18 protein-coding genes are annotated in these 21,938 nt (G+C 73.5%); 13 read left to right on the forward strand and 5 right to left on the reverse strand.

Annotated features, from left to right (window positions below; translation table 11 throughout):
• Positions 1-149 precede the first annotated feature (149 nt).
• The 5 genes from B085_RS0124625 to B085_RS0124645 all read left to right on the forward strand — a co-directional run bounded on the left by B085_RS0124625 (position 150) and on the right by B085_RS0124645 (position 4,791).
• Positions 150-1,712, forward strand: a complete 1,563-nt coding sequence (locus B085_RS0124625) for a family 20 glycosylhydrolase (protein ID WP_051102155.1) — start codon at positions 150-152, stop codon at positions 1,710-1,712.
• Between the two features lie 239 nt (positions 1,713-1,951).
• A complete protein-coding gene (locus B085_RS0124630; RefSeq protein ID WP_051102161.1) occupies positions 1,952-2,479 on the forward strand; it encodes an RNA polymerase sigma factor in 528 nt (175 codons plus the stop codon).
• 51 nt (positions 2,480-2,530) lie between these two features.
• On the forward strand, positions 2,531-3,163 hold the full coding sequence (locus B085_RS43685; RefSeq protein WP_078620039.1) for an RNA polymerase sigma factor: 633 nt from the start codon (positions 2,531-2,533) through the stop codon (positions 3,161-3,163).
• Complete coding sequence (locus tag B085_RS0124640; protein ID WP_018561269.1) at positions 3,160-4,167, forward strand: hypothetical protein; 1,008 nt, start codon at positions 3,160-3,162, stop codon at positions 4,165-4,167. Before B085_RS43685 ends, B085_RS0124640 begins: the two co-directional genes overlap by 4 nt.
• A gap of 198 nt (positions 4,168-4,365) precedes the next feature.
• A complete protein-coding gene (locus tag B085_RS0124645) occupies positions 4,366-4,791 on the forward strand; it encodes an SRPBCC family protein (protein ID WP_018561270.1) in 426 nt (141 codons plus the stop codon).
• Here the strand turns inward: B085_RS0124645 and B085_RS0124650 are convergent.
• Positions 4,782-5,669, reverse strand: coding sequence for a L,D-transpeptidase family protein (locus B085_RS0124650; protein ID WP_063741065.1), 888 nt, complete (start codon positions 5,667-5,669; stop codon positions 4,782-4,784). The two genes, B085_RS0124645 and B085_RS0124650, sit on opposite strands and share 10 nt — an antisense overlap.
• 123 nt (positions 5,670-5,792) lie before the next feature.
• Between B085_RS0124650 and B085_RS0124660 the strand changes: the two genes are divergently transcribed.
• Positions 5,793-7,373 carry an acyl-CoA mutase large subunit family protein gene (locus B085_RS0124660; RefSeq protein WP_018561273.1) on the forward strand — a complete coding sequence of 527 codons (1,581 nt, stop codon included), beginning with the start codon at positions 5,793-5,795 and terminating at the stop codon, positions 7,371-7,373.
• Between the two features lie 306 nt (positions 7,374-7,679).
• Here B085_RS0124660 and B085_RS0124670 read toward each other — a convergent pair whose 3' ends face one another.
• Positions 7,680-9,029, reverse strand: coding sequence for a polysialyltransferase family glycosyltransferase (locus B085_RS0124670; RefSeq protein ID WP_018561275.1), 1,350 nt, complete (start codon positions 9,027-9,029; stop codon positions 7,680-7,682).
• A complete protein-coding gene (locus tag B085_RS0124675; protein ID WP_026251387.1) occupies positions 9,029-10,009 on the reverse strand; it encodes a glycosyltransferase family 2 protein in 981 nt (326 codons plus the stop codon). The genes B085_RS0124670 and B085_RS0124675 overlap by 1 nt, the downstream gene beginning before the upstream one ends.
• 187 nt (positions 10,010-10,196) lie before the next feature.
• On the opposite strand from B085_RS0124675, the gene B085_RS0124680 reads away from it, so the two are divergent.
• Genes B085_RS0124680 through B085_RS0124695 form a run of 4 tightly spaced genes read left to right on the forward strand, consistent with a single transcriptional unit; the run spans position 10,197 to position 14,892 of the window.
• A complete protein-coding gene (locus tag B085_RS0124680; protein WP_018561277.1) occupies positions 10,197-11,504 on the forward strand; it encodes a DUF6716 putative glycosyltransferase in 1,308 nt (435 codons plus the stop codon).
• Between the two features lie 29 nt (positions 11,505-11,533).
• Positions 11,534-12,820: an acylneuraminate cytidylyltransferase gene (locus B085_RS0124685; RefSeq protein WP_026251388.1), complete on the forward strand. Its 1,287-nt coding sequence runs from the start codon at positions 11,534-11,536 to the stop codon at positions 12,818-12,820.
• The gene (locus B085_RS0124690) at positions 12,817-13,773 is read left to right on the forward strand and encodes an N-acetylneuraminate synthase family protein (RefSeq protein ID WP_018561279.1); all 957 of its coding nucleotides are present in this window, start codon (positions 12,817-12,819) and stop codon (positions 13,771-13,773) included. Before B085_RS0124685 ends, B085_RS0124690 begins: the two co-directional genes overlap by 4 nt.
• 3 nt (positions 13,774-13,776) lie before the next feature.
• The gene (locus B085_RS0124695) at positions 13,777-14,892 is read left to right on the forward strand and encodes a hypothetical protein (protein WP_018561280.1); all 1,116 of its coding nucleotides are present in this window, start codon (positions 13,777-13,779) and stop codon (positions 14,890-14,892) included.
• A 140-nt stretch (positions 14,893-15,032) separates the two neighbouring features.
• Here the strand turns inward: B085_RS0124695 and B085_RS0124705 are convergent, their stop codons facing one another.
• Together B085_RS0124705 and B085_RS0124710 are read right to left on the reverse strand one after the other, a co-directional pair.
• Positions 15,033-15,413 carry a hypothetical protein gene (locus B085_RS0124705; RefSeq protein ID WP_018561282.1) on the reverse strand — a complete coding sequence of 127 codons (381 nt, stop codon included), beginning with the start codon at positions 15,411-15,413 and terminating at the stop codon, positions 15,033-15,035.
• Positions 15,410-17,260 (reverse strand): hypothetical protein, encoded by a 1,851-nt coding sequence (locus tag B085_RS0124710; RefSeq protein ID WP_018561283.1) that lies wholly within the window; start codon positions 17,258-17,260, stop codon positions 15,410-15,412. Before B085_RS0124710 ends, B085_RS0124705 begins: the two co-directional genes overlap by 4 nt.
• Positions 17,261-17,466: 206 nt before the next feature.
• On the opposite strand from B085_RS0124710, the gene B085_RS0124715 reads away from it, so the two are divergent.
• The 3 genes from B085_RS0124715 (at position 17,467) to B085_RS0124725 (ending at position 21,731) form a co-directional block, all read left to right on the forward strand.
• Positions 17,467-19,029: a glycosyltransferase gene (locus B085_RS0124715; protein WP_018561284.1), complete on the forward strand. Its 1,563-nt coding sequence runs from the start codon at positions 17,467-17,469 to the stop codon at positions 19,027-19,029.
• Positions 19,030-19,318: 289 nt separating this feature from the next.
• Positions 19,319-20,521, forward strand: coding sequence for a M20 family metallopeptidase (locus B085_RS0124720; protein WP_018561285.1), 1,203 nt, complete (start codon positions 19,319-19,321; stop codon positions 20,519-20,521).
• A gap of 154 nt (positions 20,522-20,675) precedes the next feature.
• Entirely contained in the window at positions 20,676-21,731 is a 1,056-nt protein-coding gene (locus tag B085_RS0124725; protein ID WP_018561286.1) for a BMP family lipoprotein, read from the forward strand.
• Positions 21,732-21,938: the final 207 nt, after the last annotated feature.

The raw sequence follows: 21,938 nt of genomic DNA on the forward strand, positions 1-21,938 counted from the left end.
CACAGTGGGACGACGAGTGACGACCACCGTATCGGCCTATGTTCGGCCCTGTCCGACGGATGCACGAATTTCACTCGTACGGGAACGAAAGTGCACGTCTTCTCCTGGTCCGCACGGCGAGACTCCCATAACGGGCATAAATTTGGATCATGTGGCAGAAGCGGACGAAACGTGCCTCGGCGTGCGCGGCGACGGCCGTACTGACCGCTGTGCTCGGGGCCGGTCCGGCACTCGCCGCACCCGCGGGGACCACCGCCGCCGGCGCCCCGCAGGCGGGGGATGCGGGCAGGTCCGCCGGGTTCCCGTCGATCCCCGCCGTCCGTTCCTTCGTCCCCGACGCCGGTACCGCCGCCTTCGTGCCGGGACCCGGCTCCCGGGTGGTGGCGCCCGTGGGGAGCACCGTGGAGGACGAGGCGCGGCTGCTCGCGGAGGAGCTCCGACGGCCGTACGCCGGCGGGCCGGCGAGGCCGGGGGACATCTCACTTTCACTCGAACGGAGTAATTCCGGGCCGGAGTCGTACGAGATGACAACGTCGGCCGACGGGGTGACAGTACGCGCCGGCACCGACGCCGGGGTCTTCTACGGCACCCGCACCCTGCTGCAGGCGATCCGCTCGACCGGACGGGTGCCGGCCGGCACCGTCGAGGACCGCCCGGACCGCCAGGAGCGCGGGCTGATGATCGACATCGGCCGCAAGTACTTCACCCGTGAGTGGCTGGAGGCCAGGGTCCGCGAGCTGGGGGACCTGAAGTACAACCAGCTCCACCTCCACCTCAGTGACGACCAGGGCTTCCGCGTGCAGAGCGACAGCCACCCCGAGATCGTCTCGGCCCGGCACCTGTCCAAGGAGGACATCCGCGCCGTGGTCGACCTCGCCGCGCGGCGGCACATCACCGTCGTCCCCGAGATCGACAGCCCCGGCCACATGGGCGCGGTGCTCGACGCCCACCCGGACCTCCAGCTGCGCTCCGCGGACGGCACGCCCGTGCGCGGGGCGCTCGACATCTCCCGGCCCGGTGCGGCGGACGTCGTCGACGACCTGATCGAGGAGTACGCGCCGCTCTTCCCCGGCACGTACTGGCACATCGGCGGGGACGAGTACGGGCCGCTCGTGGCGGACGACCCGGAGGCGTCCTTCCCGCAGATCGCCGCGTACGCGCGCGAGCGGTACGGCCCGGACGCGGGCGTGGCCGACGCGGCGGCCGGCTGGCTCAACGACCGCGCCGCCACGCTGCGGTCGCTCGGCAAACGGGTCGAGGCCTGGAACGACGGCTTCTCCGACGGCGCCCGGGTCACCGCGGACCCCGACCGGGTGGTGGCCTACTGGTCCAGCAACAAACTGCGCGGCCGGCTGCCCGAGGACTACCTGCGCCAGGGCAGGCAGCTGCTCAACCTCAACTCCTGGTACCTCTACTACGTCCTCGGCGCACCGGAGAACTTCCCGTACCCCAGCGGACGGCGCATCTACGAGGAGTGGACCCCGGCCGTGGTCTACCGGGACGCCGCCGTGCCCGCGGAGTTCGCGGGACCCGACCGCATCGTGGGCGCGCGGCTGGCCGTCTGGTGCGACCGGGCGGACGCCCAGACCGAGGACGAGGTCGCGGCCGGCATCCGGATGCCGCTGCGCGCGCTCACCCAGAAGCTCTGGGACCCCGGCCGGCCCGTTCTGAGCTGGCAGGACTTCACCGCCCTCGCCGGCAGGGCGGGCTGAGCCGCCGCGCAGGGCGCACTCAGGTGAAGCGGCCGAAGTCCGCCTCCCCCCACAGGAGCGTCTTCGGCCGCTTCTGATTGTTAAAGCGTCTACGAGGCCGAAAATGTCACACCCATCGCCAGGGCGGCCCGACAGGTGTGACGATTCAGTGCGAATCCACGCTGTGCGGGATGCCGGCGAGCCGAGGGGACGGTGTGGCCAGCAACGGGGGGCGCCACGATCCGCGGACCGACCGCGACATGGAGCTCGGGGCAGCGGTGGGGCGCGCCCAGGGCGGGGACGAGGACGCCTTCGCGGTGGTCTACCGGCTTCTCCAGCCGCTGCTGTTCGGTTATGTGCGCGGCCTCGTCGGCGACGACGCGGAGGACGTCACCTCCGAGGCCTGGCTCGAAATCGCCCGCGACCTCGGCCGCTTCCGCGGGGACGGGGCGGGGTTCCGTGGCTGGGCGGCGACCATAGCCCGGCACCGGGCCCTGGATCATCTGCGGCGCCAGGACGCCAGGCCCCGCGCCGGCCCGCTCGACGCCGAACCGCTGGACCTCCCCGCGGCCGAGGACGCCGCCGACCGCGCGCTGGAGGCGCTCGCCACCGAACGCGCGCTCTCCCTGATCGCCTCGCTGCCGCCCGACCAGGCGGAGGCGGTCCTGCTGCGCGTCGTCGTCGGGCTCGACGCGGCGTCCGCCGCCCGGGTGCTGGGCAAGCGGGCGGGAGCGGTCCGCACGGCGGCGTACCGCGGCCTCAAGCGGCTCGCCCGGCTGCTGTCCTGACCCGTGGTGACCGGCGGGTAGCCGCCCCCGAGGCCCCTGCGGGCGCCCACGATGGGGCAGTATGGTGCGCGATTCCGTGGGGGAGGCTCGAACGTGGATTTGGCGACCGCGGTACGCGCGGCGCAAGAGGGGGACGAGGACGGCTTCCGGTTCGTGTACCGAGCGGTGCAGCCGCAACTGCTGCAGTACGTACGCTCACTGGTCGGCGCGGTGGACGCCGAGGACGTGGCGTCGGAGGCGTGGTTGCAGATAGCGCGCGATCTGCCGGGCTTCCGCGGTGACGGCGACGCGGTGCGCGGCTGGACGGCCCGGGTCGCCCGCAACCGGGCGCTGGACCACCTGCGGGCGGTCGGCCGCCGGCCGCTCGCCGCCGCCGGGGTGGAGGAACTGCTCGACCGGCCCGCCGTGTCGGACACGGCAGAGGAGGCGGTCGCCGCGGTGGGCACCGGTGCCGCGCTGGCGGCCATCGCCGCCCTTCCCCAGGACCAGGCCGAGGCCGTGCTGCTGCGCGTGGTGATGGGCCTGGACTCCCGGTCGGCGGCCGAGGTCGTCGGCAAGAGGCCCGGTGCGATGCGCATGGCCACCAGCCGAGGCCTGCGCCGTCTCGCCGAACTGCTGGATTCCGACGGCGGGTCGTCGAGTGTGACGTTTTCGGCGCCCCGAACGCTTGAGGACATGAGATGACCGATAACCGAGGACACGACTGGCTGGACGACGCCACCGCCGAGCGGTTGCTGCGGGGTGCCCACGGTGACGATCCCGCGGAGCGGACCTGGCGCGACGAGCGGGCCGCCGCCCTGGCCGGGCTGCTGGCCGCCGCCGCGGCTCCCGCGACCGTCGACCCCGGACGCGAGGAGGCGGCCGTCGCCGCCTTCCGCGCCGCGCGCGACGACGCGCTCACCGCGGGCTCCACGGGCGTCCGCGCCGGCACGGCCGACGACTGGTCGCCCGGCGCGGGCGCGGGCGCGGTGTCCCGGCCCGGACGGAGCCGGACGGCCCGTCACTCCAGATCGCTGGCGGGGACGTTGATCGCGACCGCCGCGGTGGCGGGGGTGGGCGTGGCGGCCGCCGCCGGCGCGCTGCCCGCCCTGCTCGGCCACGGCGCGCCGGACCCGGCACCGGTCCACACCCAGGGCGCGGCCACGGCGGCCCCGGACAGCGGTTCGCCGTCCCCCGGCCGTACCGCCCCGCCGGCCCCGGCCGGTCCCGGCTCCGGCCCGGGCCGCGACCGCCCGGCGGGCGGCGCGGGCGGCACCCACGACACCGTCCCTCCCGGCGGGTCCGCCGGGACGGCGCCCTCACCGCCGGCCGTGGACCACAAGGTGCTGTGCCGTGCGTACGCGGCGGCGGAACGGCACCGCAAGAGTGCGGACGAACAGGCCTACAAGCAGCTGCGCAAGGCGGCGGGCGGCGGCCGGCACCAGATCCGCGCCTACTGCGCCGGGGTGCTCGGCAGCAACCCCGGACACGGGGGGAAGGCGGGCAAGGCCGGGAAGGGGAGCGAGCAGGGCGACGACGACTCGCAGGACGGCCGCGGCCGTCCGGAGAACCGTTCCGGTGGACACCACCGCAGCGGGGACCACGGCCCGCGCGGCACCAACGGGAGCGGGCCGGCGCCCCGTGCCGTCCCGGGCCCCCGCCCCGTCCCATCCGAGGGCCGGCCGGGACCGCGTCCCGGCCGCGGGTGACATCTCCCGGCTGCCTCCGGGGTGTGACACTTTCGGCCCCCCGGGCGCTTTAACCAGTAGACCGACTGGTCATCGGTCGAGGGGTCGCCCGGTCTCCCCGTATCGGGCCCCCAACGAGGGACGTGGGCGGAGCGCTTTCCCCCCGCTCCGCCCGCGTCCTCACGTGCGCGGCAGGGACAGCGGGGTAGGGTCGACGACGTGATCTTCCGGATCGAGCGGCACTCCCCGCTCCCCGCCGCCGAGACCTGGCGCCGGGTCACCGACTGGGAACGCCACGCCGCGCTGGTCCCGCTCACCACCACCGTCGTCACGGGGGAGCGGTCGTTCACGGCGCGGACCGGCCTGGGGCGGGCGTCCGTCGACGACCCCATGGAGATCGTGCGCTGGGAGCCGCCGGACGGGGGCCGCCCCGGACGGTGCCGGCTGGAGAAGCGCGGCCGGACCGTGCTCGGCTGGGCCGAGATCGAGGTGTGGCCGAGCGAGGGCGGGGGCTCGCGCGTGGTGTGGCGCGAGGACCTGCGGGTGCGCCCGCTGCCGGCGGCGTTCGACCGGCCCACCGCGTGGGCCGGCCGGCTGCTCTTCGGGCGGGCGCTGGACGGGCTCCTGGCCCGGGCTCACCAGTAGACGACGACCTTGTCGCCGACCCGCACCTGGTCGAAGAGGGCCGAGATCCTGCCGAGGTCGCGGACGTTGACGCAGCCGTGCGAGGCCCCCGCGTAGCCGCGGGCGGCGAAGTCGGAGGAGTAGTGCACCGCCTGGCCGCCGCTGAAGAACATCGCGTACGGCATGGGGGTGTGGTAGATCGTCGACACGTGGTGCCGGCTCTTGGCGAAGACGCTGAAGGTGCCCTCGCGGGTGGGCGTGTACTGCGAGCCGAAGCGGACGTCCATCGCCGAGACGACCCTGCCGTTCACGACCCAGGCCAGGGTGCGGCTGGTCTTGCTGACGCACAGCACGCGGCCCGTCATGCAGCGCGGGTCGAGCTTCGCGACCGGGTTGGCGGTCGGCGGGTACATGGCGTCATGCGTGGGCTGCCGGGTGACCGAGCGCAGCTTCGCCCAGGTCCTGTCGGTGACGGTGCCCGAGGCGGGCAGCTTGTGGCGGGACTGGAAGGCGCGCACCGCGGAGGCGGTGACGTCGCCGTAGTAGCCGGTGGGGTTGCGGCCGAAGAGGCCGAGCTGCCTGAGCCGGGCCTGCAGCTCGCGCACGCGTGCGCTGCTGCTGCCGCGCGCGATGACGACGACCGGCCGGGGGGTGCGGTCGGCCTTCGGCTTCTTCGTGGCGGACGGCGAGGCCGCCGGTGACGGGGAGCCGGTGGCGGGCGCGGTGCTCTGGCTCGGGCTCGCGGAGGGGCTCGCCGCGGAGGCCGAGGTGTCCGGGGCCGCGGAGGCCCTGGCCGTGGGCTCGCTCGCCTGGGCCGTGCAGCCCGCGAGGAGGGCCCCGGTGAGCAGCGCGGCGGCCGCGGCCGCCGCGCGTGATCCTGTAACGGATATGAGTGCCACTGCGTCCCCCTGGAGATGAGTCGGTACCCCCTTTGACTGACTTCCCCGGCATGTAGTTGCACGGGCCAGGTCACGGTTCACCGCACACTGAGAAAGGGGGCCGAGTCGCTGGAGGCATGACGCATGGCACGCGAGTCCGAATCCGGTCTGCCGATCGAGCCCGTCTACGGCCCCGACGTTCTGGACGGCTGGGACCCGGGCGCACGGCTCGGTGAGCCGGGCGGCTACCCCTACACGCGCGGTGTCCACCCGACGATGTACACCACCCGGCCCTGGACGATGCGCCAGTACGCGGGCTTCGGCACCGCCGCCGAGTCCAACGCCCGCTACCGGCAGCTGATCGCCCACGGCACCACGGGCCTGTCCGTCGCCTTCGACCTGCCGACGCAGATGGGCCACGACAGCGACGCCCCCCTCGCCCACGGCGAGGTGGGCAAGGTCGGTGTGGCCGTCGACTCGGTCGAGGACATGAGGGTGCTGTTCGACGGCATCCCGCTCGACCGGGTCTCCACCTCGATGACGATCAACGCGCCCGCCGCCCTGCTGCTCCTGATGTACCAGCTGGTCGGCGAGGAGCAGGGGGTGCCCGCGGACCGGCTCACCGGCACGATCCAGAACGACGTGCTCAAGGAGTACATCGCCCGCGGCACCTACATCTTCCCGCCCAAGCCCTCGCTGCGGCTGGTGTCGGACCTCTTCCGCTACTGCCGGGCGGAGATCCCGCGGTGGAACACCATCTCCATCTCCGGCTACCACATGGCCGAGGCCGGCGCCTCGCCCGCGCAGGAGATCGCCTTCACTCTCGCCGACGGCATCGAGTACGTCAGGACCGCACTCGCCGCGGGCATGGACGTCGACGACTTCGCGCCGCGGCTGTCCTTCTTCTTCGTCTCGCGTACGACCCTCCTGGAGGAGGTCGCCAAGTTCCGTGCCGCCCGCCGCATCTGGGCCCGCGTGATGCGCGAGGAGTTCGGGGCGCGGAACCCCAGGTCGCAGATGCTGCGCTTCCACACCCAGACCGCGGGCGTGCAGCTCACCGCGCAGCAGCCCGAGGTGAACCTGGTGCGGGTCGCCGTCCAGGGGCTGGCGGCGGTGCTGGGCGGCACGCAGTCGCTGCACACCAACTCCTTCGACGAGGCGATCGCGCTCCCCACGGAGAAGTCCGCCCGGCTCGCGCTGCGCACCCAGCAGGTCCTGGCGTACGAGACCGACGTGACGGCGACCGTGGACCCTTTCGCCGGGTCCTACGTCGTGGAGTCGATGACCGACGGCATCGAGGCCGCCGCCCTGGATCTGATGGCCAGGGTGGAGGAGTTCGGCGGGGCGGTGAGCGCGATCGAACACGGCTTCCAGAAGGCCGAGATCGAGCGCAACGCGTACCGGATCGCCCGGGAGACCGACTCCGGGGAACGGGTGGTCGTCGGCGTCAACCGCTTCCAGCTGGAGGCGGAGGAGCCGTACGAGCCGCTGCGCGTCGACCCCGCGATCGAGGCCGCGCAGGTGGAGCGGCTGGCCGCGCTGCGGGCCGGGCGCGACGGACGTGCCGTGGACGCCGCGCTGTCCGCGCTGCGCAAGGCCGCCGAGGGCACGGAGGACGTCCTGTACCCGATGAGGGACGCCCTCCGTGCCCGCGCGACGGTGGGCGAGGTCTGCGGCGCGCTCCGCGAGGTGTGGGGGACGTACGTCCCCTCGGACGCGTTCTGAGTCACCCGGCGAAGCGGGCGAGCCGGGCGGTGACGCGCTCCGGCTCGCGCGTGGCGAGGCCGACCGACATAGCCGTCGGGTCGCTCACGAACAAGCCTTGGCCGTAGGTGCGCCGGGAGATGTTCGACCACTACGACGCGCGCTTCGGGACCGGGCTGCGGATCCCCGTCGCGGGCATCGAGCCGACCCTCGCCCCGAACGGCGCACGGTAGTCACCCAGGCGGTCGTCACTACGGGTTTCGGGACGCCGAGGGGCAGCGCGGCACTCCGCGCCGGCCCTCGGCGACCCGGCCCCGAACGCCGCGGTCAGCGGCGGGACGCGACGCGCTTGATCCGCCGCGCGACCCTGCGCGCGGCCGGGTTGTCCGGCAGGAAGGCCAGTCGGGAGGGCACCGCTCCCGGCAGTGCCAGTGACGCCAGCCGGCGCCGCCTGAAGTAGCGCCAGGTGCCGCCGTCCAGGTTGTCCGTCAGATAGCGGACCGCGTCGTCACGCAGGCGCGCGTACGCCTGGGGCTGCATGCAGTAGCCCACGGCACGCACCAGGGGCGTCAGGTCGCGTGCGACCTGCTCCGCCGTCGGCGGCCGCCAGGCCTGCGTCGCCCGCCGGTCCTCCAGGTCCGGCAGGAGACGGTCTGCGATCGTGACGGGCACGCGGTTGCTGTTCGGGTACGGCGACAGCCGCTCCAGCACCAGTGCGGTGCCGACGCGCGCGACCGGCAGCCCGTACAGGACGGACGCGGTGAACAGCGCGGTGGAGAAGCAGCCGACGACCAGCCGCGGGCGGACCCGCAGGAACAGCACCTCGGCCGGCTCCGACGCCCCGGCAACGGTCAGCTCGGCGCCCAGCGCCTCCGCCTCCCGCTCCAGCCGCCGCGACCAGTGCGCCGGCGCCGTCGGGTGCGGCTTGAAGACCACCGTCCGGTGCCCCGCCGCGACCGCGCCGCGCACCATGGCGACGTGCAGTTCCTCCTCCTCGGCGGCGGTGAGGATGTCCAGCGCCGACAGGTACTGGCCGAGCAGCAGGGCGGCGCCCTCGGGGAGCGGGGCCGGGGCCGGGGCCGCGTCGTGCTCCGCGATCTGAGCGAGGACCGCGGTGAAGGCGTCGGCGGGGACGAGCCCGGCCGGGACGTCGTGCTCCGACAGCAGCAGCGGCCGCAGCCCGGGGACCAGGTCCAGGTGCAGGACCCGGTCGACCCGGGTCGTGACCAGTGGGTCCAGCCGGTCCCGGGTCGGGCCGTAGACCATCAGACCGTCGGCGTACACCTCGACGGGCGCGCCCGGGAAGACGTTCACCAGCGCCAGGGCCGGCTCGACGTGCAGCGACTCGACGACCAGCTCGACCTCGTCGTCGCCGAGGCCCCACAGCCGCCGCAGATGGCGCTCCCACAGCGGTACGTCCTCGGGCCGTGGCGACCAGCCCGACGGGTGGAGCGGGGCGATCGTGTCGTTCCACGAGAGCACCCTGTCGAAGCGGCCGCGCAGCGCACCGAAGCCCGGTGCCGTGTCCAGCGCCGGCGAGATCTCGGGCACGAGGGCGTTGTTGCTGACCAGCAGCAGCCTGCGGTCGGCCGGGGCGAACAGTCCGGCGTCCAGCGCGGCGGCCACCGTGGCGGCGCCGAACAGCGTCGACGCCAGGAGCACCTGGGTACGGGACATCAGGCGGACACCGCCCCGGCGACGCGAAGACGCCTGCGCGTCCGGCGCAGCAGCAGGCTGCGCTTCATGTCCATCGAGTCCAGCACCTCGTTCAGGATCTCCTGCGGCATCTGCTTCAGGGCGGCCGCGCTCATCGCCTTCAGCCTGCGCGCGACGTGGGGCTCGTAGCGGCCCATGGCGCCCAGGTGGTGGGCGATCACCGCGCAGTAGGTGCGCACGGCCTTGGGGAGGAGGCGGTCCGCGTCGGGGTCCGCCGCGGTCTCGGCGAGGACCTGGTCGAAGGAGCGGACGAAGTCCAGCTGCCGGACGTCGCCGATCTGCGTGAGCGAGGTGGCCACACCGCGCCGGTAGAAGACGCCCAGCAGGCCGACCACCGCGAAGGACTTCGCCTCGCGGTGCAGCCGCCAGATCCACGGCCGGTCCTCGGCCGTGCGCAGTCCGTCGGGGAAGTGCAGCAGCCCCGCGTCGGCCAGCCGCCGGTGGTAGATACCGGCCCAGGCGTACGGGTAGTCCACCGAGGTCGTGCGGTCGGCGGGCAGGATCGCCTCGCGCGGGTCGAGGGCCACCCCGCGGCGGCCGTGCGGCACCCGGGCGACCGTGCGCCTGCGCCCGTGCGAGACGACGTGGTCGGTGCGCACGAAGTCCGTGCCGAGGGTCTCGATCGCCTCCAGCAGGCGGGGCAGATAGCCCTCGGCCAGCCAGTCGTCACCGTCGAGGAAGGTCAGGTACTCGCCCCGGGCGGCGTCGATGCCGGTGTTGCGGGCGGTGGCGAGTCCGCCGTTCCTCTCGTGGGAGACGAGTATCGCCCCGGGCAGGTCGGGCAGCGCGCGCTCGAGGATTCCGGGGGTGTCATCCGTTGCGCAGTCGTTCACGAGAATGAACTCGAAATCCGCGCGGGCATTCGCGCGGAGGCTCCTCAACATGTCAGGAGCGAACGCCTGCACGTTGTAGAACGGGACGATGACGGAGAGCTTGACCACGTCGTGCACCCTATGGGCCGTCTCGTCCCTTGCCCTGACTCCTCCCCCACCCCGGGATGAACGGAAGATGGCGGAACCGTGAATCCGTCGCCCCCGGCGGCCGCTTCTTCATTCGGCGGCGCGTTGTTAACCGTCCGTTGGCGTTGCGTTGGAGGCCCGCTCGGAATGCATTCCTAGCGTCTGCGGCGTGCCAGCAAGTACCGCCGACCCGATCAGGGTCACCGTCCTCGCCGACTCGGACACCCGATGGAAATGGGGTGCGCTGACGGCGCGCCGCATCGCCCCGGAGGCGCGGCTCGACGCCCGCCTGCTCCGTGGCCGGGCGACCCCGACCGAGCGCCAGCTCGCCGAGGTCGGCATCCCCGCGGACTCGATGCGCGAGGTCACCGCGGCACAGTTCCTGGCCGGGACCTCCCGCGACACCGCGGACATCGTCGTGCTCTCCTGCGTCGGCGGCACCGTCCAGGCCATGCTGCACGGACTCGGCCGCGCCTGGCAGGGCGCCCCCCGCCGTCCGGTCGTCGTCACCGGGTACGTCGGGGTCGTCTACGAGAAGCTCGCGGACGGGCTCCTGCTGCGGGCCGGCGCCGACGCGGTGCTCGCCAACAGCGCCCACGACGCGCAGCGCTTCCGCGAGGTCTACGGGGGAGTCGGCGCCGACGCCGGGACCGTCGTCGAGACCGCCCTGCCCTTCCTGGAGGGCAAGCCCTACGAGCCCTCCGGGGACCGGCCGTTCACCGTGGTCTTCGCCGTCCAGCCCTCCGTGCCGGACAGCCGCAGGGACCGCACGTACCTGCTGCGCCGCGCGGTGGACCACGCACGCTTCCACCCGGAGCGCGAGGTCCTGGTCAAGCTGCGCAGCAAGCCCGGTGAGCACACCACGCACATCGAGGAACAGCCGTACCAGAAGCTGGTGTCCAAGCTGGACCCGCCGAAGAACCTCCAGCTCGTCTACGGGCACATGGGCGAGGTCCTGGACCGCACCGACCTGCTGGTCACGGTGAGTTCGACGGCGGCGCTGGAGTCCATGCACCGCGGCATCCCCACGGCCGTCCTCACCGACCTGGGGATCCGTGAGGCGCTGGGGAACCACCACTTCCTCGGCTCCGGGGCCTACGCCTCCTGGGACCAGATCGACTCCGGCGAGGTGCCGAGGGTGCACCCCGAGTGGGCCCGCGCCCAGGGCATCGCCTCCGGCGGCGACCCCTTCCGCACCGTGCGCGAGCGCGTCACCGAACTCGCCGCCGCCCCCGGGCTCCCGCCACTGGCGCCGTACTACACGACCGTCACCGCGCCCGGTTACCTGCCCGGAGTGCTCGCCCGCCACGGCCTCGACCCGAAGGGCGAGCCCCTGCCCGGCGCCGTGACCGAGCCGACCGAGCCCAGCGCCCTGCGCCGGACCGTGCGCGACCTCGCGCGCAACTCCGCGCGCGCCGCGTACCGCCAGGGCGTGCAGCGCGTCGCGCCCGTGATCCGCAGGTGGGGTCAGCTGTGAACCCGCCCACCAAGTCGCAAGGAGCCACCATGCCAACGGTGTTGGCCGTCATTCCCGCCCGCGGCGGCTCGAAGGGCGTACCCGGTAAGAACCTCGCCACGGTCGGGGGCGTGCCGCTGGTCGCCCGAGCCGTGCAGGCCTGCCGCGAGGCCGGGCTCGTCACCGACGTCGTGGTCTCCACCGACGATCCCGCCATCGCCGACGCGGCCCGCACCGCCGGCGCCGAGGTCGTCCTGCGCCCGGCCGCCATCGCCGGGGACACCGCGACCAGCGAGGCCGCGGTCCTGCACGCGATGGACGCCCACGAGGCGATGACCGGACGCGGCGCGGACGTGGTGCTGCTCGTCCAGTGCACCAGCCCGTTCATCACCACCGAGGACGTCAACGGCGTGGCCGCCGCGGTCGTGGAGGACGGCGCTGACACGGCCGTGACCGTGGCCCCCTTCCACGGCTTCGTCTGGCGCGACGCCGCCGACCAGATCGGTGCCGCCGCCGCGGCCGCCGGCGAGGCCGCCGAGGGCGGCCGGTCCCGTACGACGGTGGCCGCCGCGACCGGCGGCTACGGCGTCAACCACGACAAGGCCCACCGCCCGCGCCGCCAGGACCGGCCGCAGGACCTGCTGGAGACCGGCGCCGCCTACGCGATGCGCGCCCCGGGCTTCCGCGAGGCGAAGCACCGCTTCTTCGGCCACACCGCGCTGGTGCGCACCGACCCCGCCAAGGTCCTGGAGGTCGACGAGCCGGACGACCTGGCCCGCGCCCGCGCCCTGGCCCCGCTGCTCGACACCGCGACGGAGAGCGGCACCGAGGCGCCGGCGCGCCCGACCCGCGACGACGTCGACGCGGTCGTACTCGACTTCGACGGCACCCAGACCGACGACACGGTGCTGGTCGACTCCGATGGACGCGAGGCCGTCACCGTGCACCGCGGTGACGGGCTCGGGATCGCCGCCCTGCGCGACAACGGACTGCCCGTCCTGATCCTGTCCACGGAGACCAACCCGGTCGTCGCCGCGCGGGCCCGCAAGCTCAAGGTCCCCGTGCTCCACGGCATCGACCGCAAGGACCTCGCACTCAAGCAGTGGTGCGAGGAGCAAGGAATCGCCCCCGAGCGGGTCCTGTACGTCGGCAACGACGTCAACGACCTCGGCTGCTTCGCGCTCGTCGGCTGGCCCACGGCCGTCGCCAACGCGCACGACATCGTCAAGGACGCCGCCCGCTCCGTCACCGCAACGCCCGGAGGACGCGGAGCCATCCGCGAGATCGCCTCGTGGATCCTCGGCCCCTCTCTTTCCCGAAGGGAACTCTCCCAGTGACCACCACCAACGCCCGCCTTCGTCCGATCGGCGACCGCCTGGTCGGCCCCGGCCAGCCCGTCTACGTCACCGGCGAGATCGGCATCAACCACAACGGCTCCCTCGAGGACGCCTTCGCCCTGATCGACGCGGCCGTGGAGGCCGGCGCCGACGGTGTGAAGTTCCAGAAGCGCACCCCGGAGATCTGCACTCCGCGCGACCAGTGGGACATCGAGCGGGACACCCCCTGGGGCCGGATGACCTACATCGACTACCGCCACAAGGTGGAGTTCGGTGAGGACGAGTACCGCGCGATCGACGAGTACTGCACCAAGAAGGGCATCGACTGGTTCGCCTCCCCGTGGGACGTCCCCTCGGTCGAGTTCCTGGAGAAGTTCGAGAACGTCCGGGTCCACAAGGTCGCCTCGGCCTCGCTCACCGACGACGAGCTGCTGCGCGCCCTGCGCGCCACCGGCAAGACGGTCATCCTCTCGACCGGCATGTCGACCCCGAAGCAGATCCGCCACGCGGTGGAGGTGCTCGGCAGCGAGAACATCATCCTGTGCCACGCCACGTCGACCTACCCGGCGAAGCACGAGGAGCTCAACCTGCGGATGATCAACACCCTGCAGAGCGAGTTCCCGAACGTGCCGGTCGGCTACTCCGGTCACGAGATCGGCCTGCAGACCACTCTCGCGGCCGTCGCCCTGGGCGCCGTCTTCGTCGAGCGCCACATCACCCTCGACCGTGCCAACTGGGGCTCGGACCAGGCCGCTTCCGTCGAGCCGCAGGGTCTGGACCGTCTGGTCCGCGACATCCGCATCATCGAGCAGGCGCTCGGCGACGGTGTCAAGAAGGTCTACGAGGGCGAGCTCGGCCCGATGAAGAAGCTGCGGCGCGTGCCCGGCGTCATCGCCGAGCAGGAGGCGGCCCAGGCCGCGGCCGCCGCCGAGCCCGAGACGGTGTCGGCCTGATCCATGGGCGACAGCGGCACTCTGGCACTCGTAGAGAGCCCCGTTCAGCTGCTCAACGTGCTGGAGTGGGCGCATGTTCACCCGCCCGCGGTGCCCGCGCCGCGGCCCGGGACGGCGAAGGCCGTCCCGGGCCCGGCGGCGCCCGGGCGGCCGCTCACCATCGTCGCCCTCGCTCCGCGTGACCCCATGACGCGAGGTCAGCTCCGCCGCATGGCGGAACTGGCGATGGACGAGGGCATCACCGTGCGCTGGTGCGAGGCCCGCTCCTCCCGGGGCTCGCTGCTGCGCACCGCCGCCGAACTGACCCCGGCCCTGCGGGCCGCGGGACGGGTCGTCCTCGGTGATCCCTTCTCCCGGCTGGTGCAGGTCCTTCTGCCGCTGAGCCGGACGAAGGAGATCACCGTCGTGGACGACGGCACGGCGACCATGGAGTTCACCGAACTCCTCGCCAAGGGTGCCCGGCTCGTCCGGTGGCACCGCAGCGGCCGCCGGCTGTCGCCGGCGGACGCGGCCTTCGGCGTCTTCGCCTCTGCCGCCCGGCGCCGCCTCACCCCAGGCGCCGGGCGGCGCGTCGAGCTGTTCAGCTCGATGCCCGCCTCGCCTCCCCCCGGGATGGTGCTGCGGGCGAACCGCTTCGCCTGGACCCGGGCGCGGTTCGGCCCGCCCACCATCAGCGCCGGCACCGACATCGTCGGCACCTCCCTGGTGGAGACCGGGGTGGTCGACCCCGAGCGCTATCTGACCGCCGTCGCCGCCCTGACCAGGGCGCACGGCGCCACCCGCTACTTCGCGCACCGCCGGGAGAGCGCCGACAAACTCCACCGGCTGACCGCGGAGACCGGACTGCAGATCGTGCGGCCCGACCTGCCGCTGGAACTGATCGCCCGCCGCGGCCCGATCGGCCACACGGTCCTGAGCTTTCCCTCCACGGTCGTGCACACCCTGCCGCTCGCCCTGGAGGGCACCGGTGTCCGGATCACCGTCTGCGACGTCGATCCGGAGTGGCTGACCGACCGGGCCTCGCCGCGGGCCCAGAGCTTCCTGTCCGGGATCACGGGCAGCGCCCGCGACCTGCACGGTCTGGCCTCGGTGGCCACGGGCACGGCCGCGGCCGACTGAGGCCGGCCCGCCGGCCGGGCCGGCCGGGCCGGCCGGGGGTCAGTGCGTCACGGAGGTGACCCGCATCTCCGTCGGCAGGCTGCCGCCGCTCAACTGGGCGGCCAACCGGCCGGCGGAGCTGCGGGTGTCGGCGTGGACGCTCACCCACCGGTGATCGCCCGTACGCTCTCGTGGACCGCCGTGACCAGCCCGCTCAGCGCGGTGGCGTCACCGACGAGCGTCCGCAGCCGGGTCAGCCGCTCGCCCGCCCGTCGCCCGTCGATACCCCCCGCCTCCACCGCCAGGAGGTCGTCCGCCAGGGCGTCGGCCTCCTCCCGGGCGGCCTGCGTGCCCTCCGGCGCGTCCAGGCGCCGGCGCAGTTCGGCGAGCGCGGCGAGCGCCGTACGCAGCGCCTCGGCGTCCGCGCCGTCCTTGCGCGCGTACGCCCCGGGCCCGGCGGCCAGGGCCGAGTCGCTGACCCGGGCGTCGCCCCCGATCACGATGCCGTGGTTGATCCGTGGAGCCGGATCCCGCGGCGTCACTTCGCGCTCCCTTCGGCGCCTGCCCCGGCCGCGGACTGCCGCCCACCGCCGGAGATCGCCGCGGCGCCGGAGCCCGCCGCGATGCTGCCGCTCATGGAGCCGCCGGTCATCATGATGCCCTGGTTCAGGATGACGTTGCGATGCTGCGTCAGATCCCCTCGCTCCAGGCCGTGTTCCGCGAGGAACTCGGCGAGCGTGCCGAGGATCTGCAGCTCGATCTGCTTGCCGACGCGCGTGACGTCCACTTTCTGGAAGAAGTCGCGGTAGGCGTGCGAGGAGGCCAGCTCCCGCAGGCTGATCCGGGCCCCGAAGTCATAGCGGCGGTCGTCCGTGACGGCCGTCCGCTGCGCCCGCAGCGCCCGTTCGCGCCGGGAGGAGGCGCGCAGCTCGGCGTAGGCGTCGGGCAGTGCGGACATCAGCACCGAGCGGCTGTGCAGCAGCGCGTCGGCGAGGCCGGGGGCGGCCTCCTCGGCCTCCTCGGGACGGGAGACGGAGTCGGCGACCCGGTAGGCCTCCCGGACCGGGGTCAGCACCAGGGTGTCGGCCTGCAGATACAGCGTCGCCCCGCTCACCGCGGTCTGTACGAAGACCGACAGCACCAGGTCCGTCCCCCAGCTGCGCACCTGCGCGGCCAGGCAGTGCCGCACCGGGCCGTCGACGACGCCCCGGGCCGCCGCGATGCGCTCCGAGGAGAGCTGGTCGGCCGGCCTGCCCTCGGGCGGCCACCGGCCGGCGGCGCCGGGCCAGAACACGGCCTCCCCGAAGAGGGTGTTCTGCCGCAGTTCCGTGCCGTGGACGAAGACCTTCTCCGTCACCTCCAGGCCGGGGATCCGGTCCACCGGGGAGGCCGCGGCCGCGCGCAGGGCGTCCAGGTCGTCGGCCAGCCGGCGGACCAGCCCGGCCGTGTCGAAGGGCACCGCGGGAGGCTCCTGCCCGGAGCCCGGTTCGTGGCCCTCCGGGGTGAGCCGCATCGCGAAGGACCACGAGGTGACCTCGTCACCCGCCCCCACGAAGGGCCGGTAGCCGCTGTAGACGACCAGGTTCGCGTCACCGCCCACGGAGGACTGCGGCAGCCCCGCCGCGCCCGGGTCGCGGGGCGGCTCCTGCGCGGAGGAGCGGAAGGCCTCACGGGTCAGCTGCTCGCGGATGGCCCTCCACGCCGCGTTGCGCTGCTCCCAGGTGAGCAGCCACGGCCAGCCGACCAGCAGCACCAGCGTCAGCAGGAAGGTCACCACCGGTCCGGCGCTCGGCCAGAACGGCACCAGGGCACTCAGCCAGGAGGCCGCCAGCAGGACGGCGAGCTGCACCGCCAGGGCTCGCAGCACCACCATGACGGCCGGGTCGCGCTGCCCCTCCCGGGGCCGGCGCCGCCTCGGCACCGCCGAGCCCGTCTGCGCGCCGCCCCCGGGAAGGAAGGAGGTGGCGAACCAGTAGGCGAGCGTGGCCACCGGGGAGACCAGCAGCGACAGGACGAAGGCGGCGCCGACGGCCAGATCCCGTTTGCGCAGGTCGCGCAGGGTCTGCTCGGCGTGGGCGCCGACCCGGTCGAGGTCGACGCCGTAGGACGGGGCGCAGGCCCGGTAGCGCTCGTGCCGCAGCTCGTGCACCACCCGGCGCGCGAAGCTCTCGTCCAGGCGCGCCCCCGCGCACATGTACCGGGTCGACGCGCTCCAGTCCTCCTCGGCCCCGTACGGCACCGCGGACGCCCCCCGCGGCGTCCGCGCGCCGCCCGGCGCGTGCGCGGGGCGGGGCGGCGGCACCGCGGCCGTGCCCCCGTCGTCCGCGCCGTACGCCTCCGTGTCCCCGGTGGCCCCCGTGTTCCCGGCGCCCGGGTATCGCGATGTCACACGCCCCACCCCATTTCCCCTCGTCACACCAGTCTGGTGGCCGGTGACGAGCTCCCGAAAGGCGCGGCAAGGGGGAAAACCGGCCGCGCCGGGGCGTGTTGAAGTGCGGGGGCGCGCAAGAGCGCGCGGACCGGCGGCCGGTGGCGTTCCGCTCTCCGCAAGATCCACTTCACCGAGCGGTCACCCGAACCCGGTTGTCTTGATCCATGGCAACGGCACCGAGGTCCGCGCCGCGCATCGCGGTCCTCGCGGACAGCGCGCTCGACGGTGACTCCCGGGCGCACCGTGTGGCGGCGGCGGCGGTCGCCGCCGGGTACGAGGTCACGCTCATCGGCCGCGCCGCCGAGGGGCCCGCCGGCGCGACCGGCACCGCGCCCGCCGGCGTGCGGCTGCTGCGCGTCACCGTCGCCGAGACGCTCCACCGCAGGCGGCTGCAGCGGCCCCGTCCGGGCCCGCGGCACGTCCTCGCCTACCGCAGCGCCGATGCGCACGCCTTCCGCAACGCGCTGCTCGCCGCCCACGCGGCCCTGCTGGCCTCCCGCGGCGCCGAGCTGGACGTGATCCACCGCCCTTTACCGGTGAAGGCCGGCGCCCGCCTCCTGCACGCGGGCAGCCGGTTCCGGCACGTACTGCGCCGGGCCTGGACGGCGCTGCGCTCGGCGCAGTACCGCGCCGCGGTCCGCCGCCGCTCCGTCCCCGGCGGAGCCCTCGAGAGCGCCGCCGCCACCGCGACCCGGCTGCTGCTCGGCAAGCGCTGCTGGCGCCGGCTCGACCCGCTCCTGCTCGACCTGGAGATCGCCTACGGCCCGGTCCTCGACGAACTGCGCCCGCACCTCGTGCACGCCCTGGGCCACCGGACCCTGGGCACCGCCGTGCGGGCCGCGATGCGCGCCGAGGGAAGCGGCCACCGGGTGGAGGTGGTCTGGGACACCACCGTCGAGGCCGAGCCCTCCCGCCGCGCCGCCGTCGCCCGCGACGCCCACGAGCGCAGCTACGCGCCGCTCACCGACGGCGTCGTCACCGTCGCCGACACCTACGCCGACCGCCTTCGCGAGCGCCACGGGCTGCCCACGCGCCCCGCGGTGGCCCGCAACACCCCGCCGTACGAGCCGCTGCCCTCCCCGCCGCCGTCCGGGGTCCGCGACCGCTGCCGCCTCGCCCCCGAGGTCCCGCTGCTGGTCCACAGCGGCGCCGCCGGCCCCGCCCGCGGCCTGCTCACGGTCGTCGACGCGCTGCCCAGGCTCTACGACCTGCACGCCGCGCTGATCGTCCCCGACCCCGAGGACCCCTGGATCGGCACCCTCGCCGGCCGCGCGGCCGAGCTGGGCGTGGCCCGCCGGCTGCACGTGCTGCCGTACGTGCCGCCCGCCGAGATCCCGCGCTTCCTGTCCTCGGCGGACATCGGCGTGCTGCCCGTGCACCGGCTCCCCGACCGGCAGGTCGCGCTCCCGGCCCGCTACTTCGAGTACGCGCACGCCCGGCTGCCCGTGGTGGTCAGCGACGTCCGCGTGCTGGCCCGCCCGACCCTGGAGATCGGCAACGGCGAGGTCTTCCGCTGCGGGGACACCGCCGACTTCGTCCGGGCCGTCGGCGCCGTGCTCACCAACCCGCGCCGCTACCGCAAGGCGTACGAACGCGGGGACGTGCTGCGCGAGTGGTCCTGGCAGAAGCAGGCCGAGCCGCTCGTCGACCTCTACGCGCGCCTCCTGGGCCCGCGCCGTCCCTCCCCGGAGCTGTCCGCCTCCGACGCCCCCGTCGCCCTGGTCTGAACCGCCCCGGCCAAGGGGGTCCGCCGCCCTCGGCGCTTCCCGCCAGGGCCGTTCCGGGCCGCTCACAGAGCGTTGCCTCGCGGCCGGGCGATCGTTGGGCCACTATGGAGTGGCGAGGGATAAACCAGGTTCTTACCCCTGTACGGGGCGGGGTACGCGCCGAACGGGGGAGTTTTTCTTCCTCGCGCGGCATGAAATTACGGCGATCCAGCGATCAGGAGTACAGATGCGGTCTAGCCTGTCGGAGGTGAACGACTCAGCCTCCGAACCCTCCGAAAATCCCGTGCCAGTGGCGCCCGTGGTCCCCGCCGCACCCGAAGGTGCGCTGCTGGGGGTGGTGCCCGAGCGGCTGCGGGCCGAACTCGTGGCGTTCCGGCGGGACCTGCACATGAACCCCGAGCTGGGCCGGCAGGAGTTCCGTACCACCGCCGCGGTCAAGGCGCGCCTGGAGCAGGCCGGTCTCAAGCCCCGTGTGATGCCCGGCGGCACCGGGCTGTTGTGCGACATCGGCGCCACCGACCCCGAGCGTCCGCGGCTGGCGCTGCGCGCGGATCTGGACGCGCTCCCGATCCCGGACACCAAGCGCGTGGAGTACCGCTCGACCGTGCCCGGCCGGGCGCACGCCTGCGGCCACGACGTGCACACCACGGTGGTGCTCGGCGCCGGCCTGGTACTGGCGGAGCTGGAGCGCGAGGGCAAGCTGAGGCGTCCGGTGCGGCTGGTGTTCCAGCCGGCCGAGGAGGTCATGCCGGGCGGCGCGCTGGACGCCATCAAGGCGAAGGCGCTGGACGGCGTGGGCCGGATCCTGGCCCTGCACTGCGACCCGAAGGTCGAGGTCGGGCGGATCGGGCTGCGGCAGGGGCCGATCACCTCCGCCGTGGACCGGCTGGAGCTCTCCCTGGACGGCGCGGGCGGCCACACGGCCCGCCCCCACCTCACCACCGACCTGGTCACGGCCGCCGCCAAGATGGCCACCGAGTTGCCGGCCGTGCTGGCCCGCCGGATCGACCCCCGGGCCGGGATGAGCATCGTGTGGGGCCGCATCGAGGCCGGTCACGCCGCCAACGTCATCCCGCAGCACGCCGAGCTGGAGGGCACGGTCCGCTGCCTGGACCTGAACGCCTGGCACGAGGCCCCCGACCTGGTCCACGAGGTGATCGACCAGGTGGCCGCGATGTACCGGGCGAAGTGGGAGCTGACCTACCACCGCGGGGTGCCGCCGGTGGTGAACGAGGCGGACTCGACCGAGCTGCTGCGCGACGCCATGACGGCCCGTTACGGCGCGCACACGGTCGAGGACACGGAGCAGAGCCTCGGCGGCGAGGACTTCTCCTGGTACCTGGAGCAGGTTCCGGGCGCGCTGGCGAGGTTGGGCGTACGGCCCGTTGGGGACACGTCAAAGCGTGATCTGCATCAAGGTGACTTCGATGTCGACGAGGGCGCGATCAAGGTCGGCGTGGAGCTCTTCACCTCTGCTGCGCTGCTGGCATGACGGTGGGTGACCCGGCCGACACGGCTGGGTCACCTGGCCGAAATGCGACGATCCGATAACGGGCGGCCAACCCCCCTTTACCTGACATCTACGCGCGTTAAGCTCCGGTTAAGCCAGCGCCGGACGGGGCGCTCAGAGTTGAAGGGGTACCCTCTTGCGCCGGGTAACCAAGATCGCCGCCGCGGGTATAGCCTCCGCGGCTCTCGCGCTCACTGCGACCGCTTGCGGCAGCAGCTCCAAGGACAGTGACACCACCAGCGGCGGCAGCGACAGCAGCAAGCTGAAGGTCGGCGTCGCCTACGACGTGGGTGGCCGTGGTGACCACTCGTTCAACGACTCCGCCGCCGCGGGCCTGGACAAGGCGAAGGCCGACTTCGGTGTCGAGGTGAAGGAGCTGACCGCCAAGACCTCGGACACCGAGGCCGACCGCGAGCAGCGCCTGGAGGACCTGGCCGACGCGGGTTACAACCCGGTCATCGGTGTCGGCTTCGCGTACGCCGACTCCATCACGGCCGCGGCCAAGAAGTACCCCAAGACGACCTTCGCGATCGTCGACTCGGTCGTCGACGCCAAGAACGTCGACAGCATCGTCTTCACCGAGGAGCAGAGCTCCTACCTCGCCGGTGTCGCCGCCGCCCTGAAGACCAAGGACAACAAGGTCGGCTTCATCGGTGGCGTGGACATCCCGCTGATCAACAAGTTCGAGGCCGGCTTCCGCCAGGGCGTGGAGGAGACCAACCCGAAGATCAAGGTCACCACCCAGTACCTGACCCCCGGCTCGGACCTCTCCGGCTTCTCCGACCCCGCCAAGGGCAAGGCCGCCGCGCAGGGCATGCTGGACAACGGCATCGACGTGATCTACTCGGCCGCCGGCTCCTCCGGCAACGGTGCCATCGAGGCCGTCGCCGGCAAGTCCGGCGCCTGGGCGATCGGTGTCGACTCCGACCAGCACGAGCAGCCGGGTCTGGCCAAGTACAAGGACTCGATCCTGACCTCCGCGCTGAAGAACGTGAACGTCGCGGTCTACGACGCGGTCAAGTCGGTCAAGGACGGTGCCCCCCTGACCGGCACCCACGCCTACGACCTGTCCAAGGACGGTGTCGGCCTGTCCACCAGCGGTGGCTTCATCGACGACATCAAGTCCCAGCTGGACGAGGCCAAGACCAAGATCGTGAGCGGCGACATCAAGGTCAAGACGACCGTCAAGTGACGTCCGGTCTCTCATGAGCGCCGGGCGCGAGGCTCGGGAGGGGACAGCCCAGGCTCCCCCCTTCCCGGGCCTCGCGCCTGCGTTCAGCCGGGTGTCGCGCACGCGGTATCCGTTGTGACTCATCCCCTTATGGATCTGGCAACGCTACGCGTGTAGAGGCCCCTCCTCGCGATACGTTCGCCACACCCCGCCCACCCCGCTCTTTTC

The sequence above is a fragment of the Streptomyces sp. BoleA5 genome (assembly GCF_000373665.1).
Taxonomy (GTDB): domain Bacteria; phylum Actinomycetota; class Actinomycetes; order Streptomycetales; family Streptomycetaceae; genus Actinacidiphila.

What these genes read in the sequence shown, in the direction of transcription:
- B085_RS0124695 (WP_018561280.1), top strand. Translation starts at nt 13,777, where the DNA reads ATGGGCGACAGCGGCACTCTGGCACTCGTAGAGAGCCCCGTTCAGCTG.
- B085_RS0124625 (WP_051102155.1), top strand. Translation starts at nt 150, where the DNA reads ATGTGGCAGAAGCGGACGAAACGTGCCTCGGCGTGCGCGGCGACGGCC.
- B085_RS0124630 (WP_051102161.1), top strand. Translation starts at nt 1,952, where the DNA reads ATGGAGCTCGGGGCAGCGGTGGGGCGCGCCCAGGGCGGGGACGAGGAC.
- B085_RS0124640 (WP_018561269.1), top strand. Translation starts at nt 3,160, where the DNA reads ATGACCGATAACCGAGGACACGACTGGCTGGACGACGCCACCGCCGAG.
- B085_RS0124660 (WP_018561273.1), top strand. Translation starts at nt 5,793, where the DNA reads ATGGCACGCGAGTCCGAATCCGGTCTGCCGATCGAGCCCGTCTACGGC.
- B085_RS43685 (WP_078620039.1), top strand. Translation starts at nt 2,531, where the DNA reads ATGGGGCAGTATGGTGCGCGATTCCGTGGGGGAGGCTCGAACGTGGAT.
- B085_RS0124670 (WP_018561275.1), bottom strand. Translation starts at nt 9,029, where the DNA reads ATGTCCCGTACCCAGGTGCTCCTGGCGTCGACGCTGTTCGGCGCCGCC.
- B085_RS0124715 (WP_018561284.1), top strand. Translation starts at nt 17,467, where the DNA reads ATGGCAACGGCACCGAGGTCCGCGCCGCGCATCGCGGTCCTCGCGGAC.
- B085_RS0124685 (WP_026251388.1), top strand. Translation starts at nt 11,534, where the DNA reads ATGCCAACGGTGTTGGCCGTCATTCCCGCCCGCGGCGGCTCGAAGGGC.